At 56.8% G+C, this 22,817-nt stretch carries 23 protein-coding genes and 1 pseudogene; 17 read left to right on the top strand and 7 right to left on the bottom strand.

What is annotated here, in order from left to right; translation table 11 throughout:
• Nucleotides 1–52 precede the first annotated feature (52 nt).
• The 4 genes from prc to WE862_RS14435 all read right to left on the bottom strand — a co-directional run bounded on the left by prc (nucleotide 53) and on the right by WE862_RS14435 (nucleotide 3,839).
• Nucleotides 53–2,068: a carboxy terminal-processing peptidase gene (gene prc, locus WE862_RS14450; RefSeq protein ID WP_033113535.1), complete on the bottom strand. Its 2,016-nt coding sequence runs from the start codon at nucleotides 2,066–2,068 to the stop codon at nucleotides 53–55.
• An 8-nt stretch (nucleotides 2,069–2,076) separates the two neighbouring features.
• Entirely contained in the window at nucleotides 2,077–2,715 is a 639-nt protein-coding gene (gene proQ, locus WE862_RS14445; protein ID WP_042031005.1) for an RNA chaperone ProQ, read from the bottom strand.
• Between the two features lie 101 nt (nucleotides 2,716–2,816).
• On the bottom strand, nucleotides 2,817–3,275 hold the full coding sequence (locus WE862_RS14440) for a GAF domain-containing protein (protein WP_042031006.1): 459 nt from the start codon (nucleotides 3,273–3,275) through the stop codon (nucleotides 2,817–2,819).
• A gap of 102 nt (nucleotides 3,276–3,377) precedes the next feature.
• Nucleotides 3,378–3,839, bottom strand: a complete 462-nt coding sequence (locus WE862_RS14435) for a hypothetical protein (protein WP_042031007.1) — start codon at nucleotides 3,837–3,839, stop codon at nucleotides 3,378–3,380.
• 283 nt (nucleotides 3,840–4,122) lie between these two features.
• Here WE862_RS14435 and ccoN point away from each other — a divergent pair, with 283 nt between their 5' ends.
• The 11 genes from ccoN (at nucleotide 4,123) to ttcA (ending at nucleotide 14,375) form a co-directional block, all read left to right on the top strand.
• Nucleotides 4,123–5,547, top strand: a complete 1,425-nt coding sequence (ccoN, locus tag WE862_RS14430; protein WP_339058639.1) for a cytochrome-c oxidase, cbb3-type subunit I — start codon at nucleotides 4,123–4,125, stop codon at nucleotides 5,545–5,547.
• Between the two features lie 16 nt (nucleotides 5,548–5,563).
• Nucleotides 5,564–6,178 (top strand): cytochrome-c oxidase, cbb3-type subunit II, encoded by a 615-nt coding sequence (gene ccoO / locus WE862_RS14425; protein ID WP_041207796.1) that lies wholly within the window; start codon nucleotides 5,564–5,566, stop codon nucleotides 6,176–6,178.
• Nucleotides 6,179–6,188: 10 nt separating this feature from the next.
• Entirely contained in the window at nucleotides 6,189–6,371 is a 183-nt protein-coding gene (locus WE862_RS14420; protein ID WP_041207797.1) for a CcoQ/FixQ family Cbb3-type cytochrome c oxidase assembly chaperone, read from the top strand.
• The gene (gene ccoP, locus WE862_RS14415) at nucleotides 6,368–7,348 is read left to right on the top strand and encodes a cytochrome-c oxidase, cbb3-type subunit III (protein WP_042031009.1); all 981 of its coding nucleotides are present in this window, start codon (nucleotides 6,368–6,370) and stop codon (nucleotides 7,346–7,348) included. Before WE862_RS14420 ends, ccoP begins: the two co-directional genes overlap by 4 nt.
• A gap of 140 nt (nucleotides 7,349–7,488) precedes the next feature.
• Nucleotides 7,489–7,989: a FixH family protein gene (locus WE862_RS14410; protein WP_033113527.1), complete on the top strand. Its 501-nt coding sequence runs from the start codon at nucleotides 7,489–7,491 to the stop codon at nucleotides 7,987–7,989.
• Between the two features lie 86 nt (nucleotides 7,990–8,075).
• Nucleotides 8,076–10,472, top strand: a complete 2,397-nt coding sequence (locus WE862_RS14405) for a heavy metal translocating P-type ATPase (RefSeq protein WP_042031010.1) — start codon at nucleotides 8,076–8,078, stop codon at nucleotides 10,470–10,472.
• Between the two features lie 138 nt (nucleotides 10,473–10,610).
• Complete coding sequence (gene ccoS, locus WE862_RS14400; RefSeq protein ID WP_042031066.1) at nucleotides 10,611–10,799, top strand: cbb3-type cytochrome oxidase assembly protein CcoS; 189 nt, start codon at nucleotides 10,611–10,613, stop codon at nucleotides 10,797–10,799.
• On the top strand, nucleotides 10,783–11,469 hold the full coding sequence (locus WE862_RS14395; protein WP_042031011.1) for a sulfite exporter TauE/SafE family protein: 687 nt from the start codon (nucleotides 10,783–10,785) through the stop codon (nucleotides 11,467–11,469). The genes ccoS and WE862_RS14395 overlap by 17 nt, the downstream gene beginning before the upstream one ends.
• Nucleotides 11,470–11,537: 68 nt before the next feature.
• A complete protein-coding gene (locus tag WE862_RS14390; protein WP_033113524.1) occupies nucleotides 11,538–12,293 on the top strand; it encodes an FNR family transcription factor in 756 nt (251 codons plus the stop codon).
• 151 nt (nucleotides 12,294–12,444) lie between these two features.
• Nucleotides 12,445–13,392: a universal stress protein UspE gene (gene uspE / locus WE862_RS14385; protein WP_042031012.1), complete on the top strand. Its 948-nt coding sequence runs from the start codon at nucleotides 12,445–12,447 to the stop codon at nucleotides 13,390–13,392.
• A 74-nt stretch (nucleotides 13,393–13,466) separates the two neighbouring features.
• Nucleotides 13,467–14,375: a tRNA 2-thiocytidine(32) synthetase TtcA gene (gene ttcA / locus WE862_RS14380; protein ID WP_005336634.1), complete on the top strand. Its 909-nt coding sequence runs from the start codon at nucleotides 13,467–13,469 to the stop codon at nucleotides 14,373–14,375.
• A 103-nt stretch (nucleotides 14,376–14,478) separates the two neighbouring features.
• On the opposite strand, the gene WE862_RS14375 is transcribed toward ttcA, so the two are convergent.
• Nucleotides 14,479–15,168, bottom strand: a complete 690-nt coding sequence (locus tag WE862_RS14375; protein ID WP_042031013.1) for a DUF2987 domain-containing protein — start codon at nucleotides 15,166–15,168, stop codon at nucleotides 14,479–14,481.
• Between the two features lie 16 nt (nucleotides 15,169–15,184).
• Nucleotides 15,185–15,923: pseudogene (locus tag WE862_RS14370) on the bottom strand (hypothetical protein).
• A gap of 191 nt (nucleotides 15,924–16,114) precedes the next feature.
• Between WE862_RS14370 and potA the strand changes: the two are divergent.
• The 4 genes from potA to WE862_RS14350 all read left to right on the top strand — a co-directional run bounded on the left by potA (nucleotide 16,115) and on the right by WE862_RS14350 (nucleotide 20,008).
• Nucleotides 16,115–17,218 carry a spermidine/putrescine ABC transporter ATP-binding protein PotA gene (gene potA, locus WE862_RS14365; RefSeq protein WP_082035446.1) on the top strand — a complete coding sequence of 368 codons (1,104 nt, stop codon included), beginning with the start codon at nucleotides 16,115–16,117 and terminating at the stop codon, nucleotides 17,216–17,218.
• Nucleotides 17,205–18,092, top strand: a complete 888-nt coding sequence (gene potB / locus WE862_RS14360; RefSeq protein WP_042031015.1) for a spermidine/putrescine ABC transporter permease PotB — start codon at nucleotides 17,205–17,207, stop codon at nucleotides 18,090–18,092. Before potA ends, potB begins: the two co-directional genes overlap by 14 nt.
• Nucleotides 18,089–18,859, top strand: coding sequence for a spermidine/putrescine ABC transporter permease PotC (gene potC / locus WE862_RS14355; protein WP_005336644.1), 771 nt, complete (start codon nucleotides 18,089–18,091; stop codon nucleotides 18,857–18,859). The genes potB and potC overlap by 4 nt, the downstream gene beginning before the upstream one ends.
• 81 nt (nucleotides 18,860–18,940) lie before the next feature.
• Nucleotides 18,941–20,008, top strand: a complete 1,068-nt coding sequence (locus WE862_RS14350; RefSeq protein ID WP_005345409.1) for an extracellular solute-binding protein — start codon at nucleotides 18,941–18,943, stop codon at nucleotides 20,006–20,008.
• A gap of 308 nt (nucleotides 20,009–20,316) precedes the next feature.
• Here WE862_RS14350 and WE862_RS14345 read toward each other — a convergent pair whose 3' ends face one another.
• A complete protein-coding gene (locus WE862_RS14345; protein ID WP_156128706.1) occupies nucleotides 20,317–21,135 on the bottom strand; it encodes a hypothetical protein in 819 nt (272 codons plus the stop codon).
• 407 nt (nucleotides 21,136–21,542) lie between these two features.
• Here WE862_RS14345 and WE862_RS14340 point away from each other — a divergent pair, with 407 nt between their 5' ends.
• Both WE862_RS14340 and rbsD read left to right on the top strand, forming a co-directional pair.
• Complete coding sequence (locus tag WE862_RS14340) at nucleotides 21,543–22,160, top strand: glutathione S-transferase family protein (protein WP_042031017.1); 618 nt, start codon at nucleotides 21,543–21,545, stop codon at nucleotides 22,158–22,160.
• A 207-nt stretch (nucleotides 22,161–22,367) separates the two neighbouring features.
• Nucleotides 22,368–22,787, top strand: a complete 420-nt coding sequence (gene rbsD / locus WE862_RS14335; protein ID WP_042031018.1) for a D-ribose pyranase — start codon at nucleotides 22,368–22,370, stop codon at nucleotides 22,785–22,787.
• Nucleotides 22,788–22,817 lie beyond the last annotated feature (30 nt).

The following is a 22,817-nucleotide window of genomic DNA, read 5'->3' as shown; positions in this document are numbered from 1 at the left end:
AGACAAAAAGAAAGGGCGACTTGCGTCGCCCTTGCTCGTTATCTCAGTCAGATCAGCTGCGTTTGCCGGTCTTGGCCAGATCTGCCGTAATATTGGCCGCTTCGACCAGATATTCGTCAGGGGCCTCAAAATCGGCAGGCAGTTCATCCAGGCTCTTCACCGGTGGTTTGCCAAGGCGAGCCAGTCGCTCATTGGTACGCTTGAGCGCTTTCTCATCCTGCTTGGCCTGCTCTGCCAGACGTACCGCTTCATTGAGGGAGACTGACTTCTTGTCCTTCTCCTCCTTGTAGTCGGCAATGTCCTGCATCACGTAGGCAAACTCGGGATCCTTGGCGATGCGTGCATCGTGGGCCGACTTCAGCTTGGGCAGCAGGCTGGCAAAGTTGCCGAGCTTGTCATACTTGGCCGATGCGATCTTGTCCCAAGGCAGAGCATTGAACTCGCGGCTCTCACCCGTCTCTTCCGGTGCAACCGGTGTCGGGAAGCTGATATCCGGTGCAACCCCCTTGTTCTGGGTACTGCCACCGTTGATCCGGTAGAACTTGGCGATGGTGTACTGCACGTGACCCAGTGGCTGCTCGTAGAAGTCGTAGACCTTGGCGAGGCTGCGATGCTGCTGCACCGTCCCCTTGCCGAACGAGTTTTCACCGAGAATCAGGGCACGGCCGTAATCCTGCATGGCTGCAGCGAAGATCTCGGACGCCGACGCGCTGTAGCGATCGATCAGCACAGTCATGGGGCCACCGTAATAGACGTTGCCATCATCGTCGCCGTTGACCGTGATACGACCCATGTGATCACGGATCTGAACCACCGGGCCACTGCCGAAGAAGAGGCCGCTCAGGGCTGACGCTTCGGTCAGGGCACCCCCACCATTACCGCGCAGATCGATGATGAGGCCGTCGATCTTCTGCTTGTTGAGGGTGGAGAGCTCCTTGATCACATCATCATGCAGATTGACGTAGAAACTCGGGATCTCGATGACACCGATCTTCTTGCCTTCAGCCGTAATCACCTTGGACTTGGCCGCGCGATCTTCGAGGCGCACCTTGTCGCGGGTCAGGTCGATCAGCTCGGTCTTGGCGGTTGCCCCCTTGCCACGCTGGATCTCCAGCTTGACCTTGCTCCCCTTGGGCCCCTTGATGAGCTCGACCACGTCATCAAGACGCCAGCCGATCACATCGACAATCTTGCCATCGTCCTGCCCTACCCCGGTGATCTTGTCATCAGGCTTGAGGCGGTTGGACTTGGCAGCCGGGCCGCCGGGAACCAGTGAGCGAATGACGGTGAAATCATCCTCTGCCTGCAACACGGCACCAATCCCCTCGAGCGAGAGGTTCATCTCGGTATTGAAACGATCGGCACTGCGCGGAGAGAGATAACTGGTGTGCGGTTCGATGGCACGAGCGAAGGAGTTCATGAAGAGCTGGAACACATCCTCGCTCTCGGTCTGGGACATCCGCTTGATGGCGTTGTTGTAACGCTTGCCAAGCAGCTCCTTGATCTCGGGCCACTCCTTGCCGCTGAGCTTGAGGCTCAGGGCATCGAACTTGACCCGCTGACGCCACAACTCATTGAGTTCAGCCTCATCTTTTGGCCAAGCCGCCCCTTCCCGATCAAACACATAGTTGTCGTTCTGGGTGAAATCAAAAGGAGTATCGAGCAGTTTGAGGGCGTATTCGTACCGCTCATAACGTCGCTGCTGACTCAGGTTGAACATCTCGTAGGCGGGCGCCAGACGGCCTCTTTCAAGGTCGGTGTCAAAACCGTTACGGTACTTTTCAAAACGGCTGATATCAGAGGCCAAAAACAGATTGCGGCTGTAATCCAGGTTCTCCAGATACTTGTCGAAGATCACGGAGGAGAAGGCATCATCCAGCTTGAACTGTTTGTAGTGCGAGCGGGTAAACAGATTGGTAATTCGCTTGCTGGCCGTAGCATGTTGGCTCTCTTGAGCCAACACAGGCAAATCACTCTCCTTGAGCACCGGCTCGATGGCCTGTGCAAGCCCGACAAACGCCAGGCTACAGGCAACGAGGGAAAAACGAATTACGCCATGCTTCAACATTTGTCTCCTTAGAGAACCAAGTGCTCTGATTTGACCCGCAGCATCATGCCGGTCTGCAGTTGGACCTGTACATCATCTTTGGTCACTTCCTTGATGGTGGCCGCAACCGGGGATTTACCCATAACAACGCGCACACCCTGACCCACTTTCAGCGTAGCGGCATCCACTTTTACCAGCGGAGCTTCAGCGACCGGTGCTTTCTCCTGCGCTTTCGGCTTGGTAGCTACATCAGCTTTTTCGGTTTTGCGGGGAGCAGGACGACGCGGCTTCTTGGCCTTTTCATCCTTCTCTTTGGTATTGGTGCGACGGCTGGCAAAGACGCGCTCTTTGCTCTCTTTCAGAGCCTGCTTGGCGTGCTCGATGTGCTCTTCGGTCAGCAGTTCGCCCGGGTTACCATCCAGATCAACGCGAGCCTGACCGGCTTTGAGCCCATGCAGGTAGCGCCAGCTGGAGGTGTATTGACGCAGTGCGGAACGCAGCATGGTCTTGGAGACTCTGGCATCGTCAGCAAGACGCTCGGCCAAATCCTGGAAGATGCCAATCTTGAGCGGCTTGGCCTCTCCTTCAGCAACGAAGCAGGCCGGGAATTTCTCGACCAGGTAGGCAACGATCTCTTTACTGTTCTTCAGCTTCTCAGTGTTTTCCATGTATAACCTTGGCTTTCAATAAACGCACGGGCACTTCCCGAGCACAACAAAGGCCCCATTATAGAGAGCTTGGGGCCTTTTGCGAACCATCTAGCAATGACTTAAAGCATGCTTTCCAAAATTTGCACCGTTTCTTCAAGACCAATCCGGTCTTCCTGGTCGAAACGGTTAAAAATCGGACTGTCGATATCCAGCACCCCGATGATCTCGTGACCCCGACGCAGCGGAATCACAATTTCAGCGTTGCTGGCACCATCGCAGGCAATATGTCCCTCGAACTGGTGCACATCATCCACCAACTGGGTCATGCCTTGGGCAACAGCCGTACCGCAGACACCACGGCCAACCGGGATCCGGACACAGGCAGGCTTGCCCTGGAAGGGGCCAAGCACCAGGGTATCCCTTTGCAACAGATAAAAACCGACCCAGTTGATACCAGTTAACTCCTGATTGAGCAAGGCGGAGAGGTTGGCGAGTTTGGCGATCAGATCTGGCTCCCCTTCCAGCAGCGCCTGCGCTTGCCGGTTGAGAGTACGATAAAAGGCGTTCTTGTCACTCATGATTAAATGCACTTCACTCCCTGTAGACTGAAGGGAAGGTAACCTCTGAGACAAAAATTTCAAATATTTTTTCCAGAGTCCCCCTTCCCTGCCACGACATCACTATTCCCGAGCGACTGAAAGTGCCAGCTGTTGGCGCTGGCCATTGCTCCACTCAATATTGAGCAACCAGACCATCATGGGGGATGTGCAGCTTCCTACCAGCGCATTTGCCTGCCAGCCATTGCCACTTGATTCAAAATTGACAGGGATGGTCCCCATAAACATATCTCGCCCCTCGAGCCAGGCTTTGATCGGTTTAATCCCGGGCTCCCCGCCCTCCAATCGAATAATAAAATCGCGTTCGGCGCGAACAGGTAATTGTGAAATAGCAATTGCCATCGACTTTTCACCAATTAACAGGTCACAACTGCTGTGGGAAAGATCACAAATTTGATCTTTTTTTGGTTCGGAATTTTGTGAGTTATCGGCTGCAAACCAGGTGCGATAGCTCACCAACGCCACCAGAACGGCCAGCACTAGCACAAGATGCATTACTTTCTGTGCAGTCAGTCTCTCTTTCATCAAAAACACCCTGTAAAGATGTAATAAAAATGGTCTTTTTTTGATCTCGCACAAGGTAAAACAAGCGTGTCAACGAGACCGGGCGGAGCCAAATATATCACTGTTTATACTGTTATTTTACCTGTCAGTTCAGTATCATTCCCATGGAGTTTTCATTTAGCCATCTTTTACTTTTCCTTTCGTTAACAGATGTTAACGAGTGGTTGAAGATAGCGCGATGAAGTCCGTCCGGTTTGCCGGACAAAAAACCAAACAACAGCAGCATCGGAAGCGGAATATAACGATGAGCCATACAACTAACCATCCTGAGTACAACTACACCGTTGTTCGCCAGTTTACCGTCATGACGATTGTCTGGGGAATTGTCGGCATGTCGGTTGGCGTACTGATCGCAGCCCAGCTTATCTGGCCTGCTCTTAACTTCGACACTCCGTGGCTGACCTACAGTCGTCTGCGGCCCCTCCATACCAACGCGGTGATTTTTGCCTTTGGCGTCAGCGCTCTGATGGCAACGTCGTTCTACGTTGTTCAGCGCACCTGCCAAACCCGGCTGTTTGGTGGCCCGCTGGCAACCTTCGTCTTCTGGGGCTGGCAAGCCATCATCCTGTCGGCTGCCATCTCCCTGCCGCTGGGTTACACCTCCGCCAAGGAGTATGCCGAGCTGGAGTGGCCGATTGACCTGGCCATCACTGTGGTGTGGGTCGCCTACGCCATTGTCTTCTTCGGCACGCTGATGAAGCGCACCACTTCCCACATCTATGTGGCGAACTGGTTCTTCGGCGCCTTCATCATCACGGTCGCCGTGCTGCACATCGTCAACAACATGGAAGTGCCGCTCAGCGCCATGAAGTCCTACTCCATGTACTCCGGCGCCATGGACGCCATGGTGCAGTGGTGGTACGGCCACAACGCGGTAGGCTTCCTGCTGACTGCTGGCTTCCTCGGGATGATGTACTACTTCGTGCCCAAGCAAGCGGGACGTCCGGTTTACTCCTACCGTCTCTCCATTGTCCACTTCTGGGCGCTGATCTCCCTCTATATCTGGGCCGGTTCGCACCACCTGCACTACACTGCGCTGCCTGACTGGGCCCAGTCGCTGGGCATGGTCATGTCCCTGATCCTGTTCGTGCCCTCCTGGGGTGGCATGATCAACGGCATCATGACCCTCTCCGGTGCCTGGCACAAGCTGCGTTATGACCCCATCCTGCGCTTCCTGATCGTCTCCCTGTCGTTCTACGGCATGTCGACTTTCGAAGGCCCGATGATGGCGATCAAGACTGTCAACGCCCTCTCCCACTACACCGACTGGACCGTAGGTCACGTTCACTCCGGCGCGCTGGGCTGGGTAGCCATGGTCTCCATCGGTGCGGTTTACCACCTGATCCCGAACCTGTTCGGTCAGGGCCGCATGTATAGCATCAAGCTCATCAACGTCCACTTCTGGCTGGCGACTGTGGGCACCGTGCTCTACATCGTTGCCATGTGGATTTCCGGCGTGATGCAAGGCCTGATGTGGCGTGCAGTCAACGAAGACGGCACTCTGACCTACAGCTTCGTAGAAGCGCTGCAGGCCTCCTATCCCTTCTACTTCGTGCGCTTCCTGGGTGGCTGCTTCTTCGTCACCGGTATGCTGCTGTTGGCCTACAACGCCTATCGCACCATCACTGCGCCCAAAGGTTCCCTGGAACCTGTCGCCCAGCCAGCATGATTGAAGAGGTCCAAGAATGAGCAACAATAACCGTCACGAGATCCTTGAAAAGAACGTTCCTCTGCTGGTGGTGGCCATTATCTTCGCCATCAGCCTGGGGGGCCTGGTTGAAATTACCCCGCTCTTCTTCCAGAAGCAGACCACCGAGCCGGTTGAGGGCCTCAAGCCCTATACCGCACTGCAGATGGAAGGACGCGATATCTTCATTCGCGAAGGCTGCACCAACTGCCATAGCCAGATGATCCGTCCGTTCCGTGCCGAAACCGAGCGTTACGGTCACTACTCGGTTGCCGGCGAGAGCGTGTGGGAGCACCCCTTCCTGTGGGGCTCCAAGCGCACCGGCCCGGATCTGGCCCGCGTAGGTGGTCGCTACTCCGATGCATGGCACCATGCTCACCTCATCAACCCGCGTGATGTGGTTCCCGAGTCCAACATGCCTGCCTATCCCTGGCTCGATACCAACGTGCTGACCGGTGAGATGACTGGCAAAAAACTGGCGCTGTTCCGCGATCACTTCGGTGTGCCATATACCGATGCGGATATTCAGGGTGCAGGGGAAGCAGTTAAAGGCAAGACCGAGCTGGAAGCCCTCATCGCCTATCTCCAATCACTGGGTCATGCCCTGAAATAAGGAGCCTGAGATGGATTACGGCACATTTCGCGGTCTGTATACCCTGCTGTTGATGGCCATCATGATTGGCATCATCGTCTGGGCCTACAGCAAACGCCGCAAGACCTCTTTTGATGAGGCCGCCAATCTGGTGTTTGCCGATGATGAGCAAGCCGGTGCTGATAAAAAGAACGCAGGAGCGAAACAAGAATGAGCACTCTGTTTAGTATTTTCGTAACCGTCATCACCCTGGGGACCATCTTTGGCTGCTTCTTGCTGCTGATGTGGTGCCTCAAGGACAAGATGGGCGTGGAAGAAGGTAAGCCGATGGGCCACTCCTTCGATGGTATCGAGGAGATCAACAACCCGTTGCCGAAGTGGTGGACCTACATGTTCCTCTTCTTCATCGTCACCGGTCTGGTCTATCTGGTCGCCTTCCCGGGTCTGGGTAACTTCAAAGGCCTGCTGGGCTGGCAAAGTTCCAACCAGGACGTGCGCTCGCTGGCCGAATCCAAGGCGGCAACCGAATCAGCCAAGGCTGAAGGTCGCGCCGTGGAGTACGACCGTGAGGTCGCCAAGGCTGACGAGATCTATGGCGCCAAGTTCCGTGAACTGACCTATGAGGCTGATGGCAAGACCTACCGCGCCATCACCGAAATCGCCAAGGATCCGGAAGCCCTGAAAGTGGGTCAGCGTCTGTTCCTGCAGAACTGCTCCCAGTGCCACGGCTCTGATGCCCGCGGCGGTCGCGGTTTCCCGAACCTGACCGACAGCGAATGGCAATGGGGCGGCCAGCCAGATCAAATCAAGACCACCATCATGGGCGGTCGTCAGGGGATCATGGCTGCCTGGGGTGAAATCCTCGGCAAAGACGGTGTGCAAGAGGTGGCTTCCTATGTGCTGAGCCTCTCCGGTCGCAAGGTCGATCTGGTCGAAGCCAAGAAGGGCGAAGCGCGCTTCACCATCTGTGCTGCGTGCCACGGCCCCGACGCCAAGGGCGGTATCGCCGTTGGTGCACCGGACCTGACCAACAACACCTGGCTCTACGGCGGTTCCCGCGAAGTGGTGGTGCAGACCATCACCCACGGTCGCCACGGTGTGATGCCGGCCTGGAAAGACATCTTGGGTGAAGACAAGGTACACCTGCTGGCTTCCTACGTTTACAGCCTGTCCCATCAGCCTGCTAAATAAAGGTCGCTCACATAAGTCGTAACATGTGATAAACACGTGATTACACAGCAAAAAGCCTCGACTCATCGAGGCTTTTTGTTATCTTGTGTTGCAGAAAAGCTTTCTTACTCGTTAATCATTCGTTTCACGGCAGTAGCATCATGACCCAACCTGTATTCAAACCCTGGTATCGCCAATTCTGGCCCTGGTTTATCATCGCCCTCCCCACTGCCGCCGTTGTCGGCAGCATTTCTACCGCCATCATTGCCAGCAAGGATGGGGTCAATCTGGTGGCCGAGGACTATTACAAACAAGGGAAAGAGATCAATCAGGATCTGAGCAAGTTCGATCGCTCCGAGGCCCTCAATATCCGTTTCGCCCTTGAGGTCAACAGCCACGAGCTGACCCTCAAGCCCGTCAGCGGTGACATCCCGCCGGGTCAGGCCCTCTATCTGTCGCTCTTCCACCCCACTCTGGCGGGACTGGACAGCGAACACATGATCACCGCCGATGCGAGCGGCACCTATCGCCTCCACTTCGACAAACCGCTCACCGGTAAATGGCACATCCGGGTGGATGCGTTCAACCACGAATGGCGCCTGCAAGAGACGGTACAACTGCCCACCCAGGCACCTGTCGAACTTGATCCGAAAGGACGCTAAGTCATGACCGGCTGTTCTCACTGTGGTGAGCTGGTCCTCGCCAGCAACCGTGCTGCTTGCATTCTGCATTTAGGGGAACATAAATCATGACCCCTTGCTTTCACTGTGGCGAGCCGGTTCCCGCCAATAGCGGCTATTCCCTCGAGATAAAGGGGATCGTCAGGCCCATGTGCTGCCCCGGCTGTCAGGCCGTGGCAGAGACCATCATGGAGTGCGGTCTTGCCAGCTATTACGACCACCGCACCGCCCCCGGCATCAAGGGGGAACTGGTGCCCGAGGAGCTCGCCGCCCTCACCCACTACGATCTGGCGGAGGTGCAGCAGGAGTTTGTCACTGACAGCGGCACGGGTCGCGAAACAACGCGCGAAATCCAGCTGACGGTAGAGGGATTGACCTGCGCCGCCTGCGCCTGGCTTATCGAGCGGCATCTGATGACGTTAAGCGGTCTGCGCTACATCAACGTCAACACCACGACTCATCGCGCCCGTATCAAATGGGATCCGGCCCAGCTCTCCCTGAGCGACATCCTCAAGGGCTTCGCCAAGATTGGCTATCGCGCCTACCCCTTCCAGACCCATCAACAGGAAGCGCTCTACGCCAAAGAGGTGCGCAGCTACATGTTCCGGCTGGCATTGGCAGGGCTGGGGTCGATGCAGGTGATGATGTGCGCCGTCGCGCTCTACATGGATCTCTTTATCAGCGTCGAAGATGAGTTCATGGTCTACTTCAAGTGGATAAGCCTGCTGCTCTCCACCCCCATCATGATCTACTCGGCCCAGCCTTTTTACATCAACGCCTGGCGCAGCCTGAAGCAGGGACACCTGTCGATGGATGTCTCGGTATCGCTGGCACTGATCGGGGCGTTTATCGCCTCCATGTGGGCCACAGTGTTCAATACCGGTGAGGTCTACTACGACTCCATCACCATGTTCGTCTTCTTCCTGCTGCTTGGCCGTTTTCTTGAGCTGAGGGCCCGGCGCAAAGCCTCCGAATCAAGCTCCAACCTGGCACGGCTGGTGCCCATCATGGCGACCCTGATCGACCAGGATGGCGAGCGTGAAGTGGCAGCCAAGACCCTGCAAGTCGGCGATCGGGTGCGGGTACTGGCAGGGGCGACGCTGCCCGCGGATGGCGTCATCGTGGCGGGAGAGGCAAGTCTCAACGAGGCGATGCTGACTGGCGAGCAACTGCCGCTGTTCAAGCAGTGCGGCGATCTGGTCTATGCCGGCACCATCAACACCGATGCGCCGCTACAGATCCGGGTGACCCACCGCATCGAAGAGTCGCGCATCTCCCAGATCATGCGCCTGCAGGATCATGCCCTCGATGACAAACCGGCCATCGCCCAGATGGCGGATCAGCTGTCCCGCCACTTTATTCTGGTGCTGCTTATCATCGCCGCGGCGGTCTGGACCTTCTGGCACTTCCACCAACCGGAACAGGCATTCTGGATCGCGCTGGCCGTGCTGGTGGCCACCTGCCCCTGCGCGCTCTCGCTGGCAACGCCGACCGCGCTGACCTCGGCGACCGCTAATCTGACCCGCAACGGCATCCTGCTGCGCCGCGGCCATGTGCTGGATATATTGACCAAGGCCAACCGGATCGTGATGGACAAGACTGGCACGCTCACCACCGGTGAGATCCGCCTGTCCACAACCACATCGCTCGGCACGCTCGATGCAGACCGCTGCTTGAGTATCGCCCGGGCGCTGGAGGCCCAGTCCGAGCACCCCATCGCCCGTGCTTTCAGGCTACCCGCCGATGAAGTGGGGCAGTTGCCGCAAGCAAGCGAGATCACACCAGTCATCGGTCACGGCATCACCGGGCTGGTAGACGGCGTTCGCTATCGTATCGGCAGCGCCCGCTGGCTTGGCATGGAGAGTAACGACAATCCCGAGCATGGTCTTGCCATCTACCTTGCCGACGAACAGCAACTGCTCGCCCGTTTCGAGCTGGATGACACCTTGCGCCCGGATGCCAAAGCGTTGATCGATGCGTTCAAGGCTGCCGGTCTGCAGACGACTATTCTGACCGGTGACAGCTCTTCCCAGGCTGACGAGATTGCCCGAACCCTTGGGGTCGACGAGCTGGTCAAGGGGGTTACGCCGGATGGCAAGCTGGCGTATCTCAAAGCCCGTGAAGCAGAGGGTGAGATCAGCATCATGGTGGGTGATGGCATCAACGATGCCCCCGTGCTGGCCGGAGCGCACGCCTCCTTTGCCATGGCGGGCGGCACTGACCTGGCCAAAAACAGCGCCGATGCCATTCTGCTGGCCGATGATCTCAGTCGTCTGCTCGATGCCAGAAGGCTCGCGCTGCGCACCCGCAAGATCATCATCGAGAACTTTACCTGGTCCATCGGTTACAACCTGCTGGTACTGCCACTGGCAGCCTGTGGCTGGCTGCCTCCCTATCTGGCGGCTGCGGGCATGTCGCTCAGTTCACTCATCGTGGTGACCAACTCGATGCGGCTCAACAGATAAGCAAACTGTAAGAAAATAGCTGAAATAGTGGCCTGCCTCCGATGCAGGCCACATTTTTGACCGATAGCGGCTGGCCCTCCTCCCGAACGGGGTTACCATGGAGGAAGCTTGCCACGGATGAATGCCAAGGTACTTCTCATGAACATAATTTTTGTCCTGATCCCCATCGCCATTCTCTTCGTCGTCATCGCCGGCGTGGTCTTTTTCTGGGCCATTCGCTCCGAACAATTTGAAGATCTCGATCGCCAGGGTTCCAACATTCTGTTCGATGAAGATGAACCCCAACAAAAAGTAGTCAAGCCCTCCTCCCATGACTCACAATCTTGATCTGCTGGGTGCCCTGCTGGTAGGACTGGCAGGCTCGGCTCACTGCATCGGCATGTGCGGTGGTGTCTCCGCCGCCCTCTCCATGGCCATCCCGGCCGACAAGCAGCACTTCAGCGGACGCCTTGGCTACCTGCTCAACTACAACCTGGGGCGGATCCTCAGCTATGTGCTGGCAGGCGCGCTGGTGGGCGGCCTGCTCGCTACCACCAGTGAACTGGGCGCAGGCAAACATGCCATCGAAGGGCTGCGGCTGGTAGCCGCATTGCTGATGATCGCCCTTGGTCTCTATCTGGCCGGCTGGTGGCAGGGGATCCTGCTGCTGGAGCGCCTCGGCGCCAAACTCTGGCCCCATATCAAACCCCTTGCCGGCAAGTTTATCCCCTTCACCTCGCCGCTGCAGGCACTCCCTTTTGGCATGGTCTGGGGTTGGCTCCCCTGCGGGCTGGTCTACTCTATGCTGACCTGGAGCGCGGCTGCCGGTTCTGCCGCTGGCGGGGCGCTGATCATGCTCTTTTTTGGTCTCGGCACCCTGCCAACCTTGTTCGCGCTGGGTGGGCTTGCCGATCGCCTCAGATACTGGTTAACCCTGCGCAGTTTGCGCCTTGGCGGCGCGCTGTTACTCATTTTGTTCGGGGTTCATACCCTGTGGGTTGGCATAGCCGCCTTTTGAAACCCTATCCAAAACGGATGAGTTGGTGGTAAACTTGTTTGATATAAATCAATTATTCGTATGAGCCTATGATCCCGGAAAAGAAACCTGGCAGACGTATCCAGAGCGGTGGCTGTGCAATTCATTGCCAGGATTGCAGCATCAGTCAGCTCTGTATCCCCTTCACCCTGAACGACAACGAGCTTGATCAGCTCGATAGCATCATCGAGCGTAAAAAGCCGATCCAGAAGGGTGAGGAGCTGTTCAAGGCCGGTGATGAGTTCAAGTCGCTCTACGCCATTCGTTCCGGGACTATCAAGTCCTACACCATCACCGAACAGGGCGATGAGCAGATCACAGCCTTCCACCTTGCTGGTGATTTGGTCGGGTTTGACGCCATCAACAAGCAGGCTCACCCCTCCTTTGCTCAGGCGCTGGAAACGGCCATGGTGTGCGAGATCCCCTTTGAAGTACTGGATGATCTCTCCGGCAAGATGCCCAAACTGCGCCAGCAGATCATGCGTCTGATGAGCAGTGAAATCATGGGCGATCAGGAGATGATCCTGCTGCTCTCCAAGAAGAATGCTGAAGAGCGCCTCGCCGCCTTCCTGCACAACCTCTCGGTGCGCTTCTCCGAACGCGGTTTCTCTGCCAAAGAGTTCCGTCTGGCTATGACCCGTGGCGATATCGGCAACTATCTGGGTCTGACCGTCGAGACCATCAGCCGTCTGCTCGGCCGCTTCCAGAAGTCCGGTCTCATCAGCGTCAAAGGCAAGTACATCACCGTGCTGGATCAGGTCGCGCTGGGTATGATGGCCGGAGCTACCCGTCCGCCCTGCGGCTGATTTTTCCCCTTACAACCCCGCTTTTATTCCGCTTTCCCGGCCGGATCCTTTCCTCTGGAATGTGATCCGGTACGTTCCAGCTCCCCTCCTCCTGCGCTAAGCTGTAATGACTAAGATTCTGCCGTCATTGGACTTTTCCAAGGAGGAGAAGATGGTCAAATATCAGAATATTCTGGTAGTTATCAATCCAGAAGAGGAGCGTCAAATCGCCCTCGAACGGGCCGTCAAGATCGCCGAGCTGGACGACAATGCCCGCCTGACCCTGCTGCTCACCATCTATGACTTCTCGTATGAAATGACCGCCATGCTCTCCGTCGAGGAGCGCGAAGAGATGCGTAACGGCGTCATCTCCCAACGGCGAGAGTGGCTGGACGAAATACTCACCCCCTACCGCTCGCAAGGGATTGCTTGCGAAGTCAAAGTGATCTGGCACAACCGCCCCTTCGAATCCGTCATTCAAGAGGTGCTGGAACAACGTCACGATCTGGTGGTCAAGGCCACCCACCATCACAGCTTCTTGCAAACCTTCATCTTTACGCCGACCGACTGGCATCTGCTGCGCAAATGTCCCTGTCCGGTGCTGCTGGTAAAAGAGGGGCACTGGAAACGGGGCGGCAATATCATCGCCGCCATCAACTGCTCCAGCGACGATCCGGATCAGAAGCTGCTCAACGAGCGGATCACCCAGGAAGGTGGCGATATCGCCGAGCTGCTCGGCTCCAGTCTCTATCTGGTCAACACCTATCCGGGTACCCCGGTCAATGTGGCCATCGAGCTGCCGGAGTTTGATCCCAACGCTTACAACGAGGCTATCCGCAAACACCACGAGACCCTGCTGCTGAGCCATGCCGACAAGTTCGGTATCGGCCATCTCTGGACCCGGGTAGCAGAAGGATTGCCAGAAGAGGTGCTGCCGGACATGGCCGAAGAGCTCGACGCTAATCTGATGATCATGGGCTGCGTCGGCCGCACCGGTCTCTCGGCCGCCTTGCTCGGCAATACCGCTGAACATGTGATCGACCGTCTCTCCTGCGACCTGCTGATCCTCAAACCGGCCGACTACAGCTGCCCGGTCGACAGCCGTCGCAATCAATCATAAGGTGCCTGGCACCTTGCCCTCCCCCGGGACATGGCTATAATAACGCGCTTATTTGTGTCCCGGGTTTTACGAGCATGCTAGAAGAGCTGAACGCCAAAGAAAAATACAGTTTCAACAAACTGCAAAAGCGCCTGCGGCGCAACGTAGGTCAGGCCATTGCCGACTTCAACATGATTGAAGAGGGCGACAAGGTCATGGTCTGCCTCTCCGGCGGCAAGGACAGCTTCGGTATGCTCGACATACTGATGAGCCTCAAAGCCAGTGCCCCCATCCATTTCGATCTGGTTGCCGTCAACCTGGATCAGAAGCAGCCCGGCTTCCCCGAGCACGTGCTGCCCGAGTATCTGGACTCCCTCGGCATCGAGTACAAGATTGTCGAAGAGGATACCTACTCCATCGTCAAGGAGAAGGTACCGGAAGGCAAAACCACCTGCTCCCTCTGCTCACGGCTGCGCCGCGGTATTCTCTACCGCACCGCTCAGGAGCTGGGTTGCACCAAGATTGCCCTTGGCCATCACCGCGACGACATCCTCGAGACCCTGTTCCTCAACATGTTCTACGGTGGCAAGCTCAAGTCCATGCCGCCCAAGCTGGTGAGCGACGATGGCAAGAACGTGGTTATCCGCCCGCTGGCCTACTGCAAAGAGAAGGACCTGATCCGCTACGCCGATGTCAAAGCCTTCCCCATCATTCCGTGCAACCTGTGCGGCTCGCAGGAGAACCTGCAGCGTCAGGCCATCAAGCAGATGATGCAGGATTGGGATCGCCGCTTCCCGGGTCGTATCGAGACCATGTTCACCGCCATTCAGGACGTGATCCCGAGCCACCTGCTCGACCACAAGCTGTTTGACTTCAAGAGCATCAACCGCGACTCCGGCATCATCGATGGCGGCGACAAGGCGTTTGATCCGCCCGAGATGCCAAAAGCCCCGCTGCTGGACATCGACGAAATGGACATGCTGGATGTGATTGAAGTGCGCTAAGCCGCGCTCACAGGGCCAACGCCACACAATAAAAAAGGAGCGATAATCGCTCCTTTTTTGCTTTCTTGATCTGCCTGCTACGAATGTAACAGCAGCGTTGGCATCAGCCCTTGTGCAGCCAGGGGGTCAGTCGCAGCACCTCGCCCTGCAGACGCAAGGTACCGCCCGCAAATGCACTCAGCTGCGCATTGCTCAAGAGCAACTGGCCATGCTGCCACGCAACGGGCTCCTGTCGGGCCCCATCGACAAGGTAGGCAGTCCCTTGCGGCTCGACCAGTGCGATCCGGATCCCCTCCATCTTCGGCAAGAAGTACTTGCCGACCATGCCGGCCATCTTGTCCAGCAGCTGCTGCAGCTGCTGCTGACGCTTGGCAAGCTCAGCCAGTGGCATGTCGGGAACGGCCGGTGCATCGGCCATCACCTGCACCGTCATATCGCAGGTCGCGTGCGGCTCTTTCAGGGTGACCGCAACCACCGCCTTGTCGAGATTGAGATCGTCATCGAACGGCAGACGCAGCTCGCTGTCGATCGTCACCTCCCCCTTCACATCCTTGTCTTGCGTCGAGACCCGGGCAGAGTCGAGCGCACAGCGCTTGCCATTTTGCGGATCGGTCAGATAAAACCCCAGTCTGGCATGGCCAAACTCGCCCTTGGCGAAGGTCTTCATCTGGCTGTAGAAGGCGCCATATTGCAGCTCCAGCACAGGTTGCTCTGCCATCGCCAGTGTCGGCAGCAGCAGGCTGGCCAGCAGGGTACGACGTACGGTAGAGATCACTCCATATCGACAGGTCATTCAGCGTCCTTTTGCATCATGCATTGAAATGGTTGGGTCACTTCAGCCACCTCGTTAACCTCTACCGCCACCCCGCAGAGATCCCGATAGAGGATCCCCTTGCAGTTGAAGTAGAGCGGTGCCACCCAGATAAGACCCAACCCCATCGGGATCAGGGCCACAAAGAAGAGTGCAGCCATCACGCCGTGAAACAGCACCAGGCTCGGCCAGCCGCGCAAGAAGATCTTGAGCGAGACCACAATGGCCTGCGGCGGCGTCATGCCGCGCTCCAGCACCAGCGGCACGGTAAAGAGCAGCCCCATGCCGATCAGTGCGGAAGGAATAAACGAGAACATCACCGGCAACCCAATCAGCTCGAACAACGGGCCAAACAGGCTGGTGAGCAGACTGCCGAGCAGACTCAGCATGCCAAGGCGCACAAAGTGGCGGAAGAAGTCGAACACCTGGCTCGCCCGGGCGTGCACTCCGACCGACTGCTGCAAACCGAGCATGTCGAGGGCACTGGTCATGGGGGCCATGATGACGGTGATCAGCAGGCTCAGGACCATCGCCACATTCATCTGGCTGTCATCGCCGATATAGGGCACCAGCACCATGTTGCTGAGCAGGATCCAGATCGCCGTGACGCCGACAATCGCCAGCAGCAGGCCAAATCCGGTACGGCGGGTCTGTTGCCACCCCTCTTGAATGACCCCTTTCAGGTCCAGGCGATAACCCTTGTTCAAAGATTGCTCGAGCGAGCCGCCAATACGCATTCTGTTACTCAATTGACTATCCAACATCGAAAACGACCAAATCAGGTGGCACATTATAGCGACTTGGCCTGCTATTCGTAGTCGTTTTTCCTGACCACTTGCGGCCAAAAAGCCTTTAATTTCATGGATTGGCTGCATAGAATGCGGCCCTCTTTCAACATGATGGCCACTGGCTGGGGTGAGACTGGCGGATGATGAACAATCCACAGGTAATTGTCGCGCTGAACAAGATCAGCAAACTTTATGACGGCAAGGCGATATTGAGCGACCTTGACCTTGAGATCTATGACGGTGAGTTTCTCACCCTGCTGGGCCCCTCCGGCTGTGGCAAGACCACCTTGCTGCGCCTCTTGGCCGGGCTAGAATCGGTCGACGGTGGCACCATCCATCTGGCCGGTGACGAGATCACCCATATCCCCGCCGAACACAGGCACATCAACACCGTGTTCCAGAGCTATGCGCTCTTCCCCCATATGACGGTGTTTGAAAACGTCGCCTTTGGCCTCGAGATGCAGAAGGTGCCTGCCAGCGAGATCCGCCAGCGGGTCGAGGAGACCCTCGCCATGGTACAGCTCACCGAGCTGGCCAACCGCCGCCCGGATCAGCTCTCCGGCGGCCAGCAGCAACGGGTCGCCATCGCCCGCGCCGTGGTCAACAAGCCCCGCCTGCTGCTGCTCGATGAATCCCTCTCGGCGCTCGACTACAAGCTGCGCAAGCAGATGCAGAGCGAGCTCAAGGCGCTGCAGCGCCGCCTCGGCATCACCTTTGTCTTCGTCACCCATGATCAGGAAGAGGCGCTCACCATGTCTGATCGCATCCTGGTGATGGAGGGAGGCAAGATCATCCAGCGCGGCACCCCGCGCGATATCTACGAATCGCCAGCCAACCTGTTCGTGGCCCGCTTTATCGGCGAGATCAATGTGATGGATGGCAAGCTGATCAATCAGCGCGAGCCCGGTATCTGGCAGGCTGAGGTGGAGGGGCGCGAATGCCTGCTCCATACTACCTTGCCGTTCCAGCCAGACGACAAGGTACTGGTGCTGCTGCGCCCGGAAGATCTGCGCATTCTCGATCAGGATGACGATCAACGCGGCGCACTGCGCGGCAATATCCGCGAGCGCAACTACAAGGGGGCGACGCTGGATTCGGTGATCGAGCTCGAAAGTGGCAAACAGCTGCTTATCTCCGAGTTCTTCGACGAGGATGACCCCGATTTTGACTACCGTCTGGGTCAGGAGGTGGCGATCCACTGGGTCGACAGCTGGGAGGTGGTGCTGCCCTATGAGCCTCACTAATCTGCGGGTAGCGCACAGCTTTGCCCACAACGGCTTTCGCAACGGGGCCATCGCGCTGATCCTCGGCTGGCTGACGCTGTTTGTCTTTTTGCCCAACCTGATGATCATCGGCGTCAGCTTCCTGACCCGTGACGAGTCCGATCTTATCGCGCCGCTCTTTACCCTGAGCAACTATGGCCGCCTGCTGGACCCCCTCTATTTCGAGGTGCTGCTCCACTCCCTCTGGCTGGCGCTGCTCGCCACCGCCATCTGCTTGCTGGTGGGTTACCCCTTTGCCTGGCTGCTGGCCCATCTGCCGGCACGCATCCGCCCGCTGCTGCTGTTTCTGGTGGTGGTGCCGTTCTGGACCAACTCCCTGATCCGCACCTATGCGCTGAAAGTGCTGCTCGGCACCCGGGGGCTGATCAATGGCTGGCTGCTGGATCTGGGGCTTATCGAGCGGCCGCTGCAGATGATGTATACCGAGGTGGCCGTCATCATCGGGCTGGTCTATGTGCTGCTCCCCTTTATGGTGCTGCCGCTCTACTCCAGTATCGAGAAGCTGGATGGCCGTTTGCTGGAGGCGGCGCGAGATCTTGGCGCCAACGGCTGGCAGCGGCTGGTGCGGATCATCTTGCCCCTCACCCTGCCCGGCATCATCGCCGGTTGTCTGCTGGTGTTCCTGCCCGCCATGGGGATGTTCTATGTCTCCGACTTGCTGGGCGGCGCCAAGCACCTGCTGATCGGCAACCTGATCAAGACCCAGTTCCTCAACAGCCGTGACTGGCCCTTCGGCGCCGCCATCAGCGTTATGCTGACGGTGCTGATGGCACTGTTGGTCTACTTCTACTGGCGGGCAGGCAAGCTACTCAGCAAGAAGGGGGAGCTGGCATGATGCGCGCATTAAAAGCTCTGTTTCTGCTGCTGGTGTTTGGCTATCTCTATGTGCCCATCGGGGTGCTGATCGCCAACTCCTTCAACCTGTCGAAATATGGTATCGACTGGCGCGGCTTTACCCTTGGCTGGTATGAGAAGCTGTTTGCCAGCGCCAGCCTGATGCAGGCGGCCCAGCACTCCCTGACCATCGCCGCCCTCACCGCCACCGCAGCGACCCTGATCGGCACCCTTACCGCCGTGGCGCTGTTTCGCTACCGTTTTCGCGGCAAGCAGTACGTGAGCGGTATGCTGTTCGTGGTGATGATGTCCCCCGATATCGTGATGGCCATCTCCCTGCTGACCCTGTTTGTGGTGACCGGCATTGCGCTGGGCTTCTGGTCGCTGCTGATCGCCCACATCACCTTCTGCCTACCGTTCGTGGTGATCACCGTCTACTCGCGGCTGTGCGGTTTTGATGTGCGGATGCTGGAAGCCGCGCGGGATCTGGGGGCTGGCGAGTGGATCATCCTGCGCCGCATCATACTGCCGCTGGCGCTGCCGGCGGTGATGGCGGGCTGGCTGCTCTCCTTTACCCTGTCGCTGGACGACGTGGTGGTGAGCTCCTTTGTTACCGGCCCGGCCTACGAGATCCTGCCGCTCAAGATCTACTCCATGGTCAAGGTAGGGGTCTCTCCCGAGGTCAACGCCCTAGCCACCCTGATGCTGGTCGCCTCCCTCGGGATGGTGCTGCTGGCGCAACTGTTACTGCGCAAACGGCAGGGGTGACCCTGCCCGTTTCGTCCCCGCCACCTTTGGCGAACTCTGTCACGGTGGGCCGCAAGGCCCCATAACCCCAAGGAGTTGTTGATGACAATCCAACACAAGGCCGGCGCCCTGCTGGCAGCCGCCCTCACCCTCACCACCCCGCTGCTGAGCCAGAGCGCTCACGCGGCCGATGACAAGGTGGTCTACTTCTACAACTGGTCGGAATATGTGCCGGACGGCCTGCTGGAGCAGTTCCAGCAAGAGACCGGCATCAAGGTGATCTACTCCACCTACGAATCCAACGAGACCCTCTACGCCAAGCTGAAAACCCATGGCGACGGCTATGACGTGGTGGTGCCCAGTACCTACTTCATCTCGAAAATGGCCAAAGAGGGAATGTTGCAGCCGCTGGATCGCGCCCAACTGCCCAACTTCAAGCACCTCGACCCCACCCTGCTCAACCACGAGTACGACCCGGACAACCGCTACTCCATCCCCTATATCTGGGGTGCAACCGGGATCGGCACCAACACCGACATCATCGAGCAGCCGGTGACCAGCTGGAAGCAGCTCTGGGCGCCGGAGTGGAAAGAGAGCCTGCTGCTGATGGACGATGCCCGCGAGGTGTTCCATATCGCGCTGGTGCAACTCGGCTACAGCCCCAACACCCAGGACAAGGCACAGATCGCCGAAGCGTTCGAATACCTGAAAAAGCTGATGCCCAACGTCAAGGCGTTCAACTCCGACAACCCGGCCGACCCCTTTATCGCCGGTGAGGTCAATATCGGCATGTTGTGGAACGGCTCGGCCTACGGCGCCCAGCGCGAATACCCCTCCATCCAGATGACCTACCCCGAAGAAGGGGCGGTACTGTGGATGGATAACCTCGCCATCCCGGCCAAGGCCAAGCATGTGAAAGAGGCCCACGCCCTGATCAACTTCCTGATGCGCCCCGATGTGGCCGCCAAGGTGGCCGAGGCAATTGGCTACCCCACTCCGGTCAAGGATGCCATTCCCCTGCTCACCCCGGCGTTTCGCAACAACCCCATGGTCTTCCCGAGCGACGAGATCAAGCGCAAAGGAGAGTTCCAGTCCGATGTGGGAGATGCCTCCCGCCTCTACGAGCAGTACTTCCTGCAGTTGAAAGCCATGGTGGCCAAGGCCGGTTAAGTAGGCGGTTAATCGGCCCTGACGAGCTTAATGGATAAAGGGGGCAATATTTGCCCCCTTCTCTTTTTAACCACCAGCCTCGTTGCTCTGCACAGCAATCTTTGACACCGAAAGGCACGGGGAGCCTCTGTTAACGGAAAAAATATATGGACACCCACCTATTTAATCCAGAGCAACAAGATTCAGAACGCCCCCCAAAATATATAAAACAAACAGGTCTATTTATGTGATAGCTTCATAGTAAATTTGAAATAATAAATATCTGGCGATGTTTTTTTCAAATATAACCCCTATCCTTTTAGGTAAAACTATGGCCACCGTTTCTTCCTCATGACATATTGACGTTCATCCCATAGCCATTCAAGAAACTCGTGCATTTGTGGAAATACAGGTTCTGGAGTATTTAATTTGTACGCGAGGTGGCTCAACTCTGATGTAAGTTTTTTCAACGGAGTCAGGATTTGAACAACATGCAATACAGCATATTTAACCGCCTGATCATGCAACCCTGGCAATGCCAATGCATCTTTCGTAGAAATAGGTTTCTTATCTAAACCATGCATGATTGTGATAGTAATGTCATCAATAGCTGATGCGATCAAATTTGAACTACCGAGTATCTTATTTTTTTGAGCTTTAGGGACATTTTTTTCCAAGATTGCAGTTACTATTTGTCCCCAGTGTTCGAGCGGATCGATACCAACGTTGGAGGAGGTAAGCGCGTCCAGATTATGGTATCTAGTAGTCTGAGCAAAGTCACTTAACAAGCAAATTATTTCTTTTTTGATCGGGTCAAGAGCATTTCTCTCAGGAAATTCCATACCTCTCGTGCCCGCAATTTTTACGCACTGATCATATAACTCTTCAATATTATGACCATAATTTTTTAATTGCTTCTTTGATGGCATGGAAAGGTTGTTCGCCGTTATGTGCTCAATTATAACAATGGCTTTCAGTAGCCTTTCCAACCCTATAGATAGATTGAATAATGACGAATAAAATCCACCCTTGTTGTGGACATGGGCAGAACGCAGAGCGGTTAATCCACTCCCTAAACATGAACTTATAAGATATCCTTCTTGCTCAAGGAGCAAATATGATGGAGGGAATTTCGCTCGATACGTCATTTATTACCACCTAATAGCTATTATGTGACAACAAGGGTCAAGATGGGCAGTCTATCAAAAGAATGTCAGTCTTGGTGAGTAAAAACTACATCAAGCAAAACTAGGGCCTTACCTACCCGTTTTTTATATCTCATAAGAGAAAAAACTGGGAGCACCATGTTCCCTCAAGTTATTTTAATACTAACAACCCTCTCTCTGGTGGTATCGACTCAACCAAGCTTCAGACCAGTTGGTTCGTACTATTGTCCAGAACCGATTAATTCTGTGCTTTTTCATCACTCCTTAGGGGTGTAGATTGGTTAAGGGGGCAAGCGTTGCCCCCTCTCTTTTTTCATGACTGCCCGTGGTGCTCCGCGAAGCAATCTTTCGCCAATATCGCGGGTGGCCTGAGCCAATCAGGAGTATTCATGTCCGATCTGACCCTCTATTTCGCTCCCGGCACTTGTGCCATGGCCGTGCAGATTGCCCTGCTGGAAGCGAATGCCCCGTTCCAACCCCGTCTCGTCAACCTCGCCGCAGGGGAGCAGCGTGACCCTGCGTATCTTGCCATCAACCCCAAAGGGCGGGTGCCTGCCCTTGTCACCGAGCAGGGCACCCTGACCGAGACCCCGGCACTGCTGCTCTATGTGGCGCAGCGCTTCCCCGATGCCAGGCTGGCGCCGCTGGACAATCCGTTCCTGCTGGCCCGCATGCAGGAGGTCAACAGTTTCCTCGCCTCCACCGTGCATGTCTCCCACGCCCACGGTCGCCGTGGCAGCCGCTGGGCCGATGACGAGCAGGCCATTGCCGCCATGCAGCAGAAAGTCGCCAGCAATATGCGCGATGGCTTTGCCCAGATTGAGCAGCACTATCTGGCAGGCCCCTGGGTGCTGGGCGACCAGTTCAGCGTGGCGGACATCTATCTGTTCGTGGTCGCGGGCTGGCTGAAAAGCGATGGAGTAGAGATCAGTGAATTCCCCAAAGTGGCCGATCATTATCGCCGAATGCTGACCCGTCCGGCGGTCAACAAAGCCCTCTCCAACTAAGTAAAAAATCAATAGAAAGGGTGCCGAGGCTCTGCTGGCACCCTTCTTTCTCTTTCCTCCCCCGCCTTTGAGATCGTTTTCACATTTCCGTGGTTTTGCCGTGGCCCTTCCATCCTAAAAAGCCTATCTTTGCGCCATAACGCAACCGGTTGCGTAACCGGTTGCCTGATAAGAAACTGCGATGGCGAAAGCCTGATGAGGTGCTGTATGAAACGAGGCGTACTGCTCAATGCTCCCCTGAGTGCTCTGGTGGCACAGATGGGTCACACCGACGAGATCACTGTCTGCGATGCAGGCTTGCCCATTCCGGCAGGGCCGGAGCGGATCGATCTGGCGTTGATGGCGGGCACCCCCAGCCTCGAAACCGTGCTGAGCGCCCTGCTCACCGATCTGGTGGTGGAGAAGGTGATCATGGCGACCGAGATCAAGCAGATCAGCCCCGCCGCCCATCAGGCGCTGGTCGATCAGCTTGAGGCCCACGCAGCCGCCCAGGGCAACCCCATCGCCATCGAATACTGCCTGCACGAGGAGTTCAAAACCCGCTCCCGCCAGAGCAAGGCGATCGTGCGCAGCGGCGAGGTGACCCCCTACGCCAACCTGATCCTCTGCGCCGGTGTGGCGTTCTGACATTTTTCAAAGAAGGCCTCTTCAAGGAAG

Origin of the sequence: Aeromonas jandaei (genome assembly GCF_037890695.1) — a bacterium.
Lineage (GTDB): Bacteria > Pseudomonadota > Gammaproteobacteria > Enterobacterales > Aeromonadaceae > Aeromonas > Aeromonas jandaei.
This window is presented reverse-complemented; position numbering and strand designations above follow the sequence as displayed.